The sequence below is a fragment of the Deinococcus arcticus genome (assembly GCF_003028415.1).
Lineage (GTDB): Bacteria > Deinococcota > Deinococci > Deinococcales > Deinococcaceae > Deinococcus > Deinococcus arcticus.
This window is the reverse complement of sequence record NZ_PYSV01000014.1, coordinates 19,559-34,784: the sequence shown is the minus strand read 5'-3', so window position 1 is coordinate 34,784 and position 15,226 is coordinate 19,559. Positions and strand designations below refer to the sequence as shown.

Annotated in this window: 8 protein-coding genes; all 8 read right to left on the bottom strand. The window is 67.5% G+C overall.

Features of this window, described 5'->3' with window-relative positions:
- Positions 1-61 precede the first annotated feature (61 nt).
- The 8 genes from C8263_RS13870 to C8263_RS13835 all read right to left on the bottom strand — a co-directional run bounded on the left by C8263_RS13870 (position 62) and on the right by C8263_RS13835 (position 15,206).
- Positions 62-2,023 carry an ATP-binding protein gene (locus C8263_RS13870; RefSeq protein ID WP_107138733.1) on the bottom strand — a complete coding sequence of 654 codons (1,962 nt, stop codon included), beginning with the start codon at positions 2,021-2,023 and terminating at the stop codon, positions 62-64.
- Positions 2,024-2,647, bottom strand: a complete 624-nt coding sequence (locus C8263_RS13865; protein WP_107138732.1) for a hypothetical protein — start codon at positions 2,645-2,647, stop codon at positions 2,024-2,026. It abuts the gene before it with no gap.
- Complete coding sequence (locus C8263_RS13860; protein WP_107138731.1) at positions 2,644-4,737, bottom strand: C39 family peptidase; 2,094 nt, start codon at positions 4,735-4,737, stop codon at positions 2,644-2,646. The genes C8263_RS13865 and C8263_RS13860 overlap by 4 nt, the downstream gene beginning before the upstream one ends.
- Before the next feature lie 113 nt (positions 4,738-4,850).
- Positions 4,851-6,629, bottom strand: coding sequence for a VgrG-related protein (locus C8263_RS13855; RefSeq protein WP_107138730.1), 1,779 nt, complete (start codon positions 6,627-6,629; stop codon positions 4,851-4,853).
- A gap of 3 nt (positions 6,630-6,632) precedes the next feature.
- Complete coding sequence (locus tag C8263_RS13850) at positions 6,633-7,271, bottom strand: CIS tube protein (protein WP_146160693.1); 639 nt, start codon at positions 7,269-7,271, stop codon at positions 6,633-6,635.
- 21 nt (positions 7,272-7,292) lie between these two features.
- Entirely contained in the window at positions 7,293-12,149 is a 4,857-nt protein-coding gene (locus tag C8263_RS13845; RefSeq protein WP_107138728.1) for a serine/threonine protein kinase, read from the bottom strand.
- Positions 12,142-13,104: an FHA domain-containing protein gene (locus tag C8263_RS13840; protein ID WP_107138727.1), complete on the bottom strand. Its 963-nt coding sequence runs from the start codon at positions 13,102-13,104 to the stop codon at positions 12,142-12,144. Before C8263_RS13840 ends, C8263_RS13845 begins: the two co-directional genes overlap by 8 nt.
- The gene (locus C8263_RS13835; protein WP_107138726.1) at positions 13,104-15,206 is read right to left on the bottom strand and encodes a putative baseplate assembly protein; all 2,103 of its coding nucleotides are present in this window, start codon (positions 15,204-15,206) and stop codon (positions 13,104-13,106) included. Before C8263_RS13835 ends, C8263_RS13840 begins: the two co-directional genes overlap by 1 nt.
- Between the last annotated feature and the right edge of the window lie 20 nt (positions 15,207-15,226).

Below are 15,226 nucleotides of genomic sequence, written 5' to 3'. Positions count from 1 at the left end.
GGGCCGGACCGGGCGAGGCTGCCCTGGTCCGGCCCCTCGCCTTTGCCGACAGCACCAGTCCCTACAGCACCAGTCGGCCCAGTTTGCGGTATTCGAGGTGCAGGGCCTCTTCCACCAGGGGCTGGCTCAGGGGCACCCCACGCGCCACGGCCATGAACACCGCGTTCATGACCACGCTGCGAATGTTGCCCCCGGCCACGTCAGCGGCGGCCAGTTTGGGGAAATCCAGGGCGCTGGTGTCCAGGGTCTTGGGAAAGGCCCCGCGCCACAGCCGCTCGCGCTCGTGGGCCTGCGGCGCGCGGAAATTGATCACGAACTGCAGCCGGCGCATAAAGGCGATGTCCATGCTGCTTTCCATGTTGGTGGTCAGCACCGCCAGCCCGTTAAAGCTCTCCAGGCGCTGCAGCAGGTAATTGACCTGCACGTTGGCGTAGCGGTCGTTGGAATCGCGCACCTCGCCGCGTTTGCCGAACACGCTGTCGGCCTCGTCGAACAGTAGGACGCAGCCGCCCTGATCGGCCGCATCGAAGATCTTCTTGAGGTTCTTCTCGGTTTCCCCGATGTACTTGCTGACCGTGCTGCTGAGGTCCACCCGGTACAGGTCCAGGTTCAGGTCGCGGGCCAGCACCTCGGCACTCAGCGTCTTGCCGGTGCCGCTGGGGCCGCTGAACAGCGCGGCGATAGAGCGCCCGCGCCCGGGGCGGGCCATGCCCATGTCCTCGTACACCTGCGAGCGGTGGCGCACATGGGCGGCGATCTGTTCCAGCGCGGCGCGGTCGGCGGCCGGCAGAATCAGGTCGTCCCAGCCGGCGCGCGTTTCGATGCGCTGGGCCAGCGAGCCCATCAGGCGGCGGTTGGCGGTGCGGGCCGCTTCCCAGGCCCGGTCCAGCCGGGCGGCGTGCGGGGCGTTACCGGGCAGCGCCGCCCTCGCCTCACGCGCCAGGGTGTCAATGCGGTCCAGGCTCAGGGCGTACTGGTCGCCCAGTTGCCGCAGCAGGCTGGAGTCACCGCTTACACCCAGCGCCTGGGCCCAGCGCTCGCGCTGCTCCAGGGGCGTCGGGGCCTGCACCTCCAGCGGCAGGATGGCGCGCGCCGACTCCAGCGGCAGCGGATCAGCGGCCAGAATCACGCACAGCCCGGTGGCGGCCTCCAGCACCCGCCCGGTCAGGTCGTCCAGGGTCTGGCCCTCGGGGGCGTCACCCGTGGCGTCCAGCACCAGCGGCGCGGCATTCACCCGGCCGCTGCGCTCCAGCGCCCGCAGGATCACATTCAGTTCCTCTGCCGGGCGCGCAGCCAGGGCCGAGATGTCCAGCAGCAGGGCTGAGCCGGTCTGGTCCGCCAGCAGGTGCGCGGCCAGCGAGCGCATGGCGGCCGTCTGGGTGCCGTACAGCAGCACCGCCCGGTCACTGCCCCCGCGCGACAGGTGCTTGCGGGCCGTCTGAACCACGGCCTCCTGCGAGTCGCTCAGCAGGCCGCCGCTGGGCATCGGCTGCGCCACACTGCGCAGTTCCAGGGCTGCGCCGTCATCGCCGCGCAGGTAGGCCAGGGCGCCGGCACTCAGGCGCAGCGGGGTCAGGGCCTCCACCACACTGGCATTCACGCTCTGACCCAGTTCAACCAGGTGGTAGCGGAACAGGGCGCTGCCCGGCTGAAAAGCCGCCACATCGGTGCCCGCCGGGTCGGGCAGCCAGCGGCGGCACAGCGAGGGCGTGAGAAAGCCCGCGTAGGGCCCTTCGAGTTGCAGGGCCGTGGCGCAGGCGGCCAGGGTGCGCTCCGGGTACAGCTCGGTGGTCAGGGCCAGGGCCACCACTCCCGTTTCAAAAGGGGTCAGGGCCAGACCGCGCGCCAGGGTACCCAGACGGGTCTGCTCCAGTTCGCCCGGCAGCACCACCTCATAGGCGGCTTCGGGGTCGCTCTGTTCACCCAGGGCAGCGTCCAGCACCTGGGCGCTCAGGCTGTCGCACACCGCCCGCAGGAGGTGGGGGTCCTGGGCGGGGGCGGGGCGGGGGGCAGCGCGCGGCATCTACTCGTCCAGTCCTACCGCGTATTTCACGCGGGTGCGGCCCTCAGGGTCCTCCAACACGCGAAAGTTCGCCTGGTAGGTCCTGGTCTCGCCGCTGACCAGCCGCACCCGGCCGCTGCCCACTGTGCAGCGCGCCTGGGTGCGCAGAATCCGGTAACAGGCCGCCAGCTTCTGCCCGCTGATGGGCGCGCCCAGCACCAGCCGGGTGAAATGGCCCAGCAGGTTCAGGGTGGCGGAACTGAGCGTCTGGCGCACGGCAGTATCAAAGGCCAGATCGGTGTACATGACGACATTCCGCTCGTACATTACGGTGGCTTCGGGAAAGAAACGGCCCGCCTCATGGCCCCGCAGCACCTCGGCCGCCCGGGCAGACGGGGGCACCACGTACCAGCCCTGGGTGCCGGTGGTTGTGGTGCCCACCGAGGCAGAGCCCACACACTGGTAGGTCCGGCAGAAGGCCGCGTCTTCCACACCCACCGCCGCCGGCACTGGCCCTTCTACACTGGGCACTGACCGGAACAGCGGCTGCCCCAGCAGGGGGCGCGGCGCAGTCGTGGCCGCTCCTGTCAGGCCCAGGGCGGTCAGCACCCCCCCCGCCAGAAAACGGCGCAGACCAGCCGTCACTTCTTCTTCACCGCCGCAATCCACAGCATGTCGTGCTCGGCCACACTGGCCCACGACCAGACCGTGTTGTTGCCGCTCTTGGTGCGGTCGTGCCTGTACTTGCCGTCCTTGTCTCCGGCGGCCATACCGGTGTTTTTCAGCAGCACCGACTGGCCGTAAGGGTCATCCACGATCAGGCCCTGCTCGTTCATGCCCTGCAGGCGCACGATATGGCCGTTGATGCTGAACATCACAGCCTCGCCCTCCTCCAGGTGCTTGCGCACGGTGCTCTCCCAGAAAGCCCGGTCGCGGCGCGGCGGAATGGTGGCGTACGAGGCACCCATCAGGCCCAGCACCTTGCCCCAGCCCTCCATGGTGGTGCGGTGAAAGCGCGCGTACGACCCCTGGCGCGCCTTCTGCGGCGACAGCCCCGAGTTCAGCAGTTCCTGGTAACGGGCGTCCACGTACTTGCGCCGCAGGTCTTCCAGATAATCCTCGAACTGCGGAAAGTCTTCCGGGTTGGGGTTCTCGATGCCCAGCTGCTCCAGCACCATTGCGGCGCTGGTGAGGTTGCACATCACGTTGCCAATGCGGCCGCCTGGCCGGTCACCGTCCACCGCGCGGCCCAGACTCTCGTTGTTGCGCTGCGAGTGGTGCGGGGTCTTTTCCTGCAACATCAGGTACAGCTCGGCACGCTGCGACTGAGGCTGCAGCTTGATCAGTTCCCGCGCCACCCGGATCTGCTGTGAGGTGTACTGCGGGGTGTCCTCGCCGAGTTTCATCAGCCGGTCCAGGGCGTCGGGCTCGCCCGCCGGTTCCTCTTCCTCACGGATCTCCACAGCTGGGGGCTTGGGCAGAACGGGCGCCGGAATGGGGGACCGCTCAGCCGGGTCCAGGCTGAACAGCGGCAGCCCGTTGTCGTGGCCAGCGTCGTACACGTAAAACAGCTGCGTCTTGCCGTCGAACTTGCGCCTCGTGGGCTTCAGGTGCCGGCTGCGCTCATCCAGGTTGGCCTTGAAGTTGGCAGTGAACCGGCCGCGCACCGTGTCTGCAGCCTCAGCAGGTGTGTTGTGGCCGTCCTGGTCGGCGTCCATGGGGTTCTGCCGGTACGCGGCGCTGCCCTCACTGACCCACACGTCCTTCTGGGCATACCGGGCACTGCCGCCCAGGTGGCCCATGTACACCTCTTCCAGCGAGGTATGGCGCCCGGCGGCCCGGGCTTTCTTGTCCACGCCGTGCATGTGCAGCTTCAGGTGGATTTCCACGTAAGCCAGCTGCTGGGTGGCGCTCAGGCCGGTCAGCTCCTGGGTGCTGCCCAGCGCCCGCAGCGGCAACTTGTGGCTGGCAATGTGGGCATTGATGTCGGCCAGGGCGTCGCGGCCAATCTGCCCCAGTCCTTTGTACTGGGTCTTGCGGTCCTTGTTGCTGGTGGGGTCCAGGTTGCTTTCCAGGTTCAGAAAGGCCAGCACGATTTCCGGCGAGGTATTCACAGCGGCCGCCACCTGCCGCAGCCGCGCCAGAAACCCGGGCTCGCGCAGGGCCGGCAGGTCGGGCAGGGCGCCCGTGCGCGGGCCAGCGGCCGCGCCGCCCCCGGTTGTGGGCCCACTGGGGGTCGGCGTGGCCGCTGGCGCCGGGCGCGCGGCCGGTTTCGCTCGGGGCGCGGCCGCCGTCAGGCGGGTGAAGGTGAAGTTTTCCAGTGTGAACTTGCGGTTTCTGAACTCGCTCACCTGAGGCGCGCCGCCACGCAGGGACCCGGCGAACCGGGCGCCGTTTTCGGTGCCCTGGAGGGTAAATGAGCCGTCGCCCAGCACCCGGCCCGCCAGGGGCCAGTTCTGCCCGCGCGCCTTGCCCCTGGGCTGCACCGCGTAGTGTCCGCTCAGCTGGCCGTCGCCCGAACGCTTCAGGTGCAGATGCAGGCTGAGTTGCCCGTTGTCATGCCGGAAATCGCGCGTCCAGCCCGGGCCCGCGCCGCCGGGCGCCCTGCGTCCGGCGGCCGGCTTGGGAGAGCCCCAGCCCAGGGCGTCCAGTACGCCATCAGCCAGGTCTTCCACCTTCTGTTCCAGGATGTCGAGAAGGCCGGGCGGACGTTTCTGAGGGTTGGCCTGCGTCATGGGATCTCCTGAGGGGGCAAGGGAAACGGGGGCACAGCGGTGGGCCTTATTCTGGCCCAGACCCGGGCCGGCGCACTTGATGGTCAGGCTCAGCGAGGCTTTACCCTCGGGCCTCAGTTGAGGTTGATCATCACGCCGCGCACGTCCACGTTGCCGCCGCCGCCATCAATGCTGATGCCCATGCGGGCCTTGAGTTCCAGCTTGCCGGTGCTGGTGATGGTCACGGTGTTGCTGCGGGTATTCAGCAGCACCTCGTTGCCGTTCTTGTCGCGCAGAATCACCTGCGGGCCGCTGCCCTCGGTCAGGGTCAGGCGGTGACCCTCTTTGGAGCGCAGTTCGACGAAGGGCTTCTTCTTATCGTCGTTTAATTCCAGGGCGTGGTTCTTGCTGCTCTGCAGGGTGATCTTGGGCGGATCGGGGGCGTCGGGGTCGTCGTAGATGAACTCATGGCCCAGGCGGGTGCGGTACACGCGCTGAATCACCTTGCCGTTCTTGACCACCTTGTCCACCGGACGCGGCGGGCTGTCCTTGCCGTTCCACAGGCCGCCAATCACATAGGGGTGGTGAATGTCGCCGTGCTCAAAACCCACGAGCACCTCGTCGTTCACCTCCGGGGTGTGGTGAGAGCCCCGGTTGGGGCCGTTGCCCAGGCCCACCACGCGCGCCCAGTCGGTTTCATCGTCCTCGGTCAGGGCGGGAAGTTTCAGCTTCACGCGCCCCTGGCTGTCCGGGTCGTTGTTGTTGGTCACCACGCCGATCATCAGGCCCTGCACCGGGGTGTAGGGGGCGTCCGTGCCGGCGCCGCCGCTGGCCGCACGCAGCAGGCTGCCCAGCGAATCCGGCCGACTGCCAGTGACGCTGAATTCGGTGCTGTAGCCTTCCCCGTTGCGGTACACATGGCGCACATTGCTGGCAATGTACTTGCCGCTGAAGCGCCGCCCCACGTTCTTGATCTCCAGGGTGGTGCCGGCCGTCAGGCGCGGATAGCCGGCCGTGATGCCGCGCGCTTCGAGCAGGTGCTCAGCCACGGTGTTGCGCTGGGCCTGGGCAATGGCGGCCGCATACCCCTGATCGCGCACGATGAGGGTGCTGGAGGTGGCCGGCGCTTTCATGTTGAACGCCTGCTGGGCCACGCCCTCGCTTTTCGTGCTCTCGGCGACCTCGGCCTTGCCCTTGCCGCTGCTGGCCTGGCCCACCACACTGCGTTTTTGCTTGGGGTCCCAGGAGCGTATGGTGCTCTGGCTGGTCTGCTGCAGGCTGGTCAGGCGCGGCAGAAACTCCGAGAGGTTGTCACCCCAGGTCAGCTCAATGCGGTCCTGGCCGCGCACCGGCTCGCAGTGCAGGGTGGTGCCGTCGGCATACAGAATCATGCCCAGGCGCGAGACCCGCTCGCGCAGAAACGCCAGATTGGTCTGGTTGTGCTGCAGCACATAGGGGTGAACCACGCTGCTGCCTTCCGTTTTGGCAGTCATGCCGGCCTCGCCGGCCAGTTTTTTCACCAGGTCCAGGTCGCTGATGTTCTGGAACGACCGGGTGTGGGTACCGCGCGCCAGGCGGTGCAGTCGGTCAAAGGCCCGCAGGCGCAGCTGCTGGGTGGACCGGGTGTACCGCGGCTCGATTTCCACCAGTTCGCCGTCAAAGACGGTTTCCTTGTGGTCCTTGACCTGCGAGATGATCTTGATGCGGGCGCCCAGTTTAAAGCGCTCGTCATCCACCAGCATGCCTTCCAGGTCCCGCAGGGTAATGGTGGCCACGTCCGGCAGTTGCAGGCTGCTGTCCACGGTGATTTCGTGAATCACCTCAAACAGTTCCTGGTCCATGTCGCGGCCGTCCACATTCATGTAGAGGCTGCTGACAGACCCTTCCAGGGGGTCGCGCACAGTGCGGGTCATGCCTTAGCCCTTCCCGAAGGTGGTGCGGCGCAGGTCCCCCGAGAAGCCCCGGTCGGCCGCCGCGTTGCGAATCCCCTGACTCACATGGGTTGCCGTGGGTCCCTTGGAATTGGGGTTGTGAAAGGCGGTGCTGCGGTCAGCCTGCTCAAAGGTCACTTTGATGATGGAGCGCACCGGCGTTCCGTCGGGCATGAAGAGCGTGAATTGCTGCTCCATGTCCTTGATCACCGCTTCAAAGTGCCAGGTGCTGCCCCACTGAAACAGCACCTTGGGCGGCCGGAGCTTCTTGAGGCTGGACCCCTTGGCGGTTTCGGTGGTAGAGGGGTCCATCTGGGTCATGGCCCACAGGCGGTCGGTGTGCTTGCGCACGTCCTCCACCACGCCCGGCTGAGCGCGAAAGGCGTAGGTATCGAAAAACAGTTCCAGCGTCAGCTTGGCGGGGGTGCCGCCGGCGTACACCTTGTTGCCGGTGTCGCTGTTGTCATTGGCGGCCGTTTTCCATTCCAGGGTGCGGGAAATAGAGTACTCACGCGGGTTGAACATGCACGCAATTGGCTTGTCGAACTTGCGGTTCTTGCCGTCGCCTTCAACGGGAACGATCTGTGCACGGGCAAACTGTCCACCTGAACCTGTCGGAATCATGGGGTCACCTCCGGTGTGAAATTAGCGGCAGTCCTGGGGGGGTGGGGTATTGGGACGGTAGATGCACCAGCGTTCACTGTCACCTCGGAAGGTGTAGGTCCCTGTCATTGTCCGGCGACCGGAGTTGATCGCCAAGACCAGTTTGAATTCTGAAAGCTGTGATGAACTGGCGGTCAGGGTGGTCCCGGTAAACGTGATGTCCAGCGGCACATTGGCCAGGGCGTCACTTTCGCCCACGAAGGTGCCGCTGGCACGGCGGCCTTCAATGCCGGAAATGGTCAGGGTACCCAGCGGATGGTTCCATAGCCCCGCCAGATCGGCGTAGGGACTGCTGGCAGCCGTGACCGTCACGGTGGTGGAGCTGCGCACGGTGCCGCCGGTGCTGGTGGTGGCCACAAGGTTGTACAGGGTCGTCTGGGCCGGGGTGACGCGCACGCTGTCATTGGGCCGGAAAGTGCCGTCCACGCCCTCAATCCGCACGCTGCTGATCCCCACGCTGCGCCAGCTGAGGGTGGTCGAGGAACCGGCCTTGACGCTTCTGGGGGTGGGAATGAAGGAGGTGACGCGGGGGGCGACGCCCGGTGTGGGCTGCGGCTGCGGTTGGGGCTGTGGTTGCGGTTGCGGTTGGGGCTGCGGCCGGGGCTGAGGGGTGGGGGTGACCCGGGGCGACACAGTCACCGCCACACTCTTCTGCTGGCTGCCGGCTGTTAGGACAAACACGGTGGATTTGGCCAGCTGCACAGTGGCGCTGCCCTGCGGCTTCCACAGGCCGCCCGGCAGGTTGCCCACCAGATTGGTAATGCGCACAGCTGTGGCGTTGCTGACATCCCAGGTCAGGGTGACCTTGCCGGGCCCGGTCAGCGCGGTGGTGGAGGGCCTGAAGCTGTTGATGCGCGGCTGGGGCAAGGGCTTCACCGTGACTGTCTGGCTCTGAGTGTTCTCGCCGGCCCGCAGGGTAAAGGTGCGGGTGGCGCTCACCGGCACGGTGGTCCGGCCCTGCGCGCCCCACGAGCCGTCACTGTTTGGCCCGCGCACGCCATCAATGCGCACACTGGCGGCGTTCTTCACGTTCCAGGTCACCACGACCGTGCCTGGGCCCGTGACCTGCCGGGGCTGCACATCAAAGCTGTTGATGACCGCCTGTAGCGGCTTGACATTCACCAGTTGCGTCTTCTGCTGGGTGCCGACACTCAGCACGAAGGTGCGGGTGCGGGCCACCTGCACGGTCACCTGCCCCTTCGGGGGCCACTTGCTGCCCGTCAGCGGCCCAGGCACACCGGCAATGCGCACAGCGCTGGCATTGGCCACTTCCCATTTCAGGGTCACGGGGCCCGGCGCCTGCAGGCTGTTACTGGAAACATCGAAGCTGCGAATCTCGATGGGCCGGGGCTTGACGGTGACCGTTCGGCTGATTTTGAGCGGCGGTTTGTTCCGCAGCGGCAGGACCAGGGTATAGACCCGGGTCTTATTGACTTTTTCGTCGATGTGGCTGCCCTGGTCCTCAAACTTGTTGTTGATTGGGCCTTTAAGCGGCAGGATCGTCACCGTGCCCCAGTCCGGCGCATTCCAGGTCAGGGTCACATCACCCTCGCCCACAATCTCCTCGGGTTGAGCGGTGAAGGTGATTTTCTGAATGTTGGCTTTTTCCTTTTCCTCCGCTTCCTTCTCAGCCTTGGCCTTGGCTTCCTTTGCCGCCTTTTCCTCAGCAGCCTTGCGAACGGCCTCCTCGTCAATTGGAATGACGGTTACCTGCTTACTCACCGGCACCTGATCGCCTGCGTCGTTGCGCGCTGTCAGGGTTACGGTGAAGTCCGAGGCGGGCGGACTCTTGACGGTGGCGCCCTCGGGGCCACTGTCTTCAGCGCCGACACCGTAATTCACATTCACGCCGCTGGCGTTCTTCGTTTTCCAGGTGATGGTCACCTGCTCGTTGGACTTCACCGGATTGGGCGAGACTGTGAACAGGGTGAACTCCGGCTTGGGCACCGTGATTTCCAGTCGGGCGTTGGCGCTCTTGGTCATGTTGCTGCCGCCCACAGCCGTGACGGTGTAGGTGGTGCTGTCCTTGGGCGTCACCGTGCGCTTGCCCTTGGCGGGCACGGTGCCCAGACCGTCAATGGTCACGGTGGTGGCGTTGCGAATGTCCCAGGTCAGGACCGCGCTCTGGCCCTTCTGAATTTCCGTGGGCTTGATTTCGAAGGTTTCAACCTCTGGGCCCAGCACGCTCACACTGCGGCTGTCAGATTCCTTCTCTGTGCCGTTCTGTGCGGTCAGAACCAGATTCACGTCCTTGTCCGGCACAAACGAGCGCTTGCCCTCAGCAGGCACCTTGCCCAGTTCCGTAATGGTGACCTGCTCGGCGTTGCGCACCTTCCACGTGACGGTGACCTTCTGATTGCCCGCCACACGCGGCGGATTGACCTCGAATTTTTCAATCACGGGGCGGTCAAAGCGCGACTGCACCACTTCGAACTTCTCAGCGCGGCGGCCAATCAGCGAGCGGGCCACCAGGGTATAGCGCTGGTCCTTGGCAATGCCCTTTTTCACCCGATAGGTGCCGTCTGGCGGCAGATTCTGCCCGTCGGCCCCCAGTTCCAGAATGCTGACGCGGCGGGCGTTGCTGGTGTCCCAGCGCAGCGTGAAAGGCTGGCCTGGGCGCACAGCCGTGTCGCTGCCGCTCAGGGCAAACTGCGTGATCACGGGCGGGCGGGTCAGCCACCAGATCAGAATGCCCAGCAGCAGCAGCAGAATGGGAATCAGCCACAGGGGAATCAGCGGGTTGTGGTGCAGGGTGGCCCGGGCCTGCGTCATCAGCTGCCCGGTGTCTTCCTCGGTTTCGGGCACGCTGTACAGGTCCACGCGCATTTCATGCTGCGAGGAGGTGCCCACCCAGCGCAGGGGCACGCGCACCTTCAGCGTTTCTTCCTGGCTCTGACCGGGTTCCAGTTCCAGCATGGCCGGCAGCCCTTCCAGACGAATACGCCCCTGGCCCCCCACCACGCGCTGCGCGGCCATCAGCGCGGCGTGACGGGCCTGCTGCGTGGCCTGCCGGGCCGCTTCCTGGGCCATCAGGGTGGGGTCAATGCCCCGGCCGGTCATCATGCTGGTCTGCGGAATGTTGGTGTTCAGCAGGTCCTGCGGGCGCGGCACCGCCAGCATCTGGCCTTCATGGTCCAGCAGCTTGGTCAGGGCGTCCTGGCGGGTGTTGCCCTTGTTCTCCACGCGCAGGGTGTAGGTGGTATGGCGCCACGTGCGGCGCACCGGGGGCAGCAGGGTGGCCACCAGATCGTGGAACGGCAGCACCTCAATGGTCATGGGCGACTCGCCGTACTCGGCCGGGTTCTCGCGCGAGCGGGCGCGCACCTTGACCTCGTAGGTGCCCGCGCGGCTGCGGCTGTCGCGCGGGGCCAGCAGGGTCAGGCTGGTCTGACCCTGCATGCCGGGGTTCAGCTGCACCTCGCCGTGGGCGTCTTGCACCCACTCGGGCGGAATGCCTTCCAGGCTCACGCGGAAGTGGTCCACCGTGCGTCCGGTGTTCGCCAGGGCAATATCCAGCACATATGGCGTGCCCGGCGAGAGCTTGAGGGTGGTGCGCTCCGGGGTCACCACGATGCGGGGGCGCACGGCCGCCGCCTGGGGTTCGAGCAGCACCAGCCAGTAGGGCCGCAGGTACAGCGGCGTCCGGGTGGGCCAGCGCAGGCGGGTCATGGGGGTCAGCGGCAGCCCGTCCATGACGGTGCCGTTGGTGGCGGTGAGTTCTGTGACGTGCGCCTGCCCACCACTGAATTCCACATTCAGGTGGTGGCGGCTGACCCCCACATGTTCCAGCACCACGGCGTTGTCCGGCGCGCGGCCGATGGTCAGCGTGGGCGTGGTGACCGGCTGGGCGCGCACGAGTTCGTGGCGCTCGCTGAACACCAGCAGTTGCAGGTCTGCGCCGGGCTGCACGTTGTCCAGGCGAGGCGGCGGCGGCAGGACCGGCAGGGCCGAGAGGCGCAGCGTGGGCTCGGGGCCGCCGGGCATCAGGGCGTTCAGGACCTCCTGCAGCGCCGCTTCCAGGGCCTGGGCGTGCGGGTAGCGGTCCTCCGGGTCCTTGGCCAGACAGGTCAGGACGATCTCTTCCAGAGTCCCGGGCATTTCCGGCCGCAGGCGGCTGGGCTGACGCGGCGCCACATGCTGGTGTTTTTCCAGTGCCTCGGCGGCGTCGCGGATCTCGAACGGCACCATGCCCGTCAGCAGTTCATACAGAATCAGGCCCAGGGCGTACAGGTCGGTACGAAGCTCATTGCGCACGCCCCGGCACTGTTCGGGGCTCATGTAGGCCAGGGCGTTCACCACCGCGCGGTCGTGGGTGCCGTAGCTGCCTGCGCGCAGCTCGGCCAGCCCGAAGTCGCTCAGCTGCGTGACATACCCCGCGTGACCCAGCAGCGCCCGGCCGGGCTGCAGAATCAGGTTTTCCGGCTTCAGGTTGCCGTGCATCAGGCCGTGGCTGTGGGCGTGGGCCAGCCCCGAGGCCGCCTGCCGCACCAGGTCCACTGCCGTGACGATGGGCAGCGGCTGCGCGGCGCGCGCCTGACCCTGCAGCAGTTGCCGGGCGCTGCCCTGACGCCCCAGTTCCATGGCATAAAAGGCGCGGTGGTCGCGCTGCTGCAGGGCCTCGGTGGGCAGCACATGCGCGTGGCGCAGCGAGGACACTTTCAGCAGCAGGCGCTCAAGCTGCATCAGCAGGAACGACTGACCGCTGCTGGCGTCGTCCAGAATGCGCAGCGCGACCTCGCGGCCCTCATCCAGGTCGGTGGCGGCGTGGACAGGGCCCAGCCAGCCCCCGCCCAGCAGGCGGCCCAGTTGGTAGTGGTGGAAAATCTTGGTCTCAGTCATGCGCGGGGTCCTGTGTCACGGGCCGGTGCGGTCCGGGGTCATCGGGAAGAGGCGGGGCGGCCGGGGGGGCTGCCACAAACTCGACGGTGACCTGCACGTGGGCCGGGGCATGGGTGAAGATGAAGTGGGTGATGGCCTCGCGGCTGGCGGTGTCCTCGCCGTCCAGAGAGTCGAGCAGTTGCACGCTCAGGGTATGCGGCTGCGCGGTGTCCTCGCGCAGCACCGGGGTCAGGCCGTACACCGTTTCCAGGGCGCGGCTCAGGCCGTAGCGGGTGCCGCGCCAGCGGTACAGGGTCACGGCCTCGCGCATCCAGGCGCGCTGGCGGCCCTCGGGCCAGTGGGGGTCCAGCGGCAGCCCCAGCCAGCCGGCCATCCAGCCCAGCACCTGCGGCGGGGCCACCCGGGGATCAAAGTGCAGCTCGATGCTGTCCTGACGCCGCTGCATCGGCTCCCACAGTGCTTCAAAAATCTTCAGGTACCGGCCCAGGAATTCGGATTCCTGAAAAAAGGGCGGCAGGAACTCGGTGTACAGCGCCATGCCGTCGCGGGCGGGCCGCTCGGCGGTGAAGGTGGGCAGCGGCGGGCGGGCCGGACGCGCGGCCAGTTCCCCCTGCACGTCCACCCGGCCACTGGGGCGCGCGGCCTCTGCGCGCACCGACAGATCGGCCAGAAAGGCCAGCGTAAAGGGGCCAATCTGAATCTCGTCGCCCTGTTCCAGACGGTGGGGCTGGTTGGGCGAGAGGCGGTGCCCATTGACAAAAGTCACGCCCTCGCCGCCCGTCAGGTCGGTCAGCAGCAGGGTGCCGCTTTCAGCGGTGATCTCGGCGTGGCGGATGGCCACACTGGGATCCCGCAGCGGCAGCCCATTGTCGGGGGTGCGGCCAATGGACAGCTGACGGCTGAGGGTCAGCACCCTCAGCACCTCGCCGCGCACGCGAACCTGCAGCTGGGCCATCAGTGATCCACCCGGACGTGGTGCACGTCAGAGACAATCAGGGCCTGCGGGGGCAGGGGCAGGCTGCCGGTGATGGTTTCGCGCGTCTCGGGCTGGCCGGGCTCGGTCAGCACCACCTGCACGTCCTCGGCCACTTCCACGCCGGGCACCGCGCGCAGCAGGCCGTACAGCTCGCTGATGCTCAGGGTGCGCCCAAAGGGCCAGCCTTTGCCGTCGGGGCCACCGGTGAACGGATTCAGGTAACCGTACAGGGCCTGCATGGCGCGGCGGCGCACGTCCTCGCGCATGGGGCGGCTGGCCCCGGCCCCGGCGCGCAGGGTGGCGGTCACGCTCACCCACACGTACTGCGGGGCGCGCAGGTCCAGGGTGGTGCCCACCGGGCGGCGCAGGTCCAGCTCCTCCTGCACGGCGCCGCGCAGCTCGGCGCTCAGGGTCAGGCGCTCGGGGGCAATGCGGCCGGTCAGCGGCGCCAGGGGATCGGCACTCACGTCATCCAGCGCAATCAGGTCGTCGAACGACACCTGGGGCAGCAGCGCCAGGGTCACCTGCCCAGCCGGCACCTGCAGCGCGCGAATCTGGCCAGGGTAGGTCTGACCGGGCACGGCCATGTTGGGGGTCACGCAGCGGGCGCGGGCCACGCCAGACACCTGGGCCGCCAGCCCCTCATAGTCGTCAGCAGTGACGGCGCGGTTGCGCAGCCGCAGCAGGTAGGGCACGCGCTGCACCGCGTCTTCCAGCAGCTGGCCATTGCGCCCACCGGCAGCCGGAGCGTGGTTGGTCACGCGCGCCACGTAGGGCACGCTGGATTTAAGCACGCTCAGGGCGCGGGCCGGCACGTTGCCGCCCGAGCCGCCGCCGTACTGGTAACGCCGCATGCGAATGGTGGCACCCTGCGGCGGCACTGCGCCGAAGCGGTACACGCTGCCGTCAGCCTGCAGGATGCTGGGCCCAAAGGCCACCTCGCCGGTGGTGGCGTCCAGCGTGAAGTGCCGGTCCTCGGGCACCGAGGTCGAGAAGTCCGGCACCGGGGTGTAGCGCTGCACGTCACCCTCGGCGCTCACCACCTCCAGCACGTCGCGTTCGGGGTCCAGATACAGCACCGGGCCGTGCAGCAGCCGGAACCGCTGCCCCGGGGTGCCGTTGCTCTGGCCCAGCAGTTCGTTTTGCACGATGGTCGCGTGCCGCGCCGGCACCGTGATACCCCGGGCGTCCAGCTGCAGCGTTTCCAGGTCGGGGCTGACCTTGTAGCCCGCGTGCATCTGCTCGTTGGTCAGGCGGCAGCGCAGCCAGTAGCCGTGCTGGTCGAAGAAGGTGCCCTCGCGCATGGTGGGCAGGCGCAGAATCAGCTCGCCAGAGACGTTGAACGCCTGGGTGCCGTCGTACTCCACCTCGCAGGTGGCCCAGCGGCTGACCCCGCCCTGCCACGCTTCCCACACGTAGGGCGGGTGGTTGGGATTCACCCCGGCGCCCCCGGCCAGCTCCACGCCGAAGGTCAGCGCCACCACATGCTCGCTGTGATCGCCTTCCAGCTGAATGAACAGGGCGTCGCCCGGGCGCGGCTGCGGCTGAAAGATGGGAAAGCGGTAGCCGGGCAGGCCCAGGTGCGCCAGATCATGCCGCGTGGCGTCGCCGTGCCCTTCGCCGCCCTGCCCCTCGGTGTCCAGCCGCACCTGGGCCAGGGTGTTGGCGGTGTACAGCCCGCGCAGCGTGGGGGGCCGGATCAGTCCGGCGCGCTCGGTGGAGAACACGATGGCCTCGTTCACCTCGGTGCGCAGGGTGGCGATCTCGGTGCCAGCGGCAATGCTCAGCGGGGTGTCCTGGGGCGCGCTGAGGTAGAACGTCACCGGCGCTCCGGCCGCGCGCGGCGGCGCGAGCTGCACCCCGATCATCTCCAGGAACGCGATCAGCAGCTTGTCCGGCACCTGATTGACCCGGTAGAGCAGCAGATCGGTCATCCAGGCAAACACTTCGAGAATCGCCATGCCGGGATCAGAGGCGTTGTGGTCAGTCCATTCGGGGCAGAACTGCGGAATGAGCCGCCGCGCCTCGTCCATGATGTCGTCGAAGCGGCGGTCGTCCAGGTTCACAGTCGGTAGGGGCAAGGCAAGGTCTCCGGGGGACA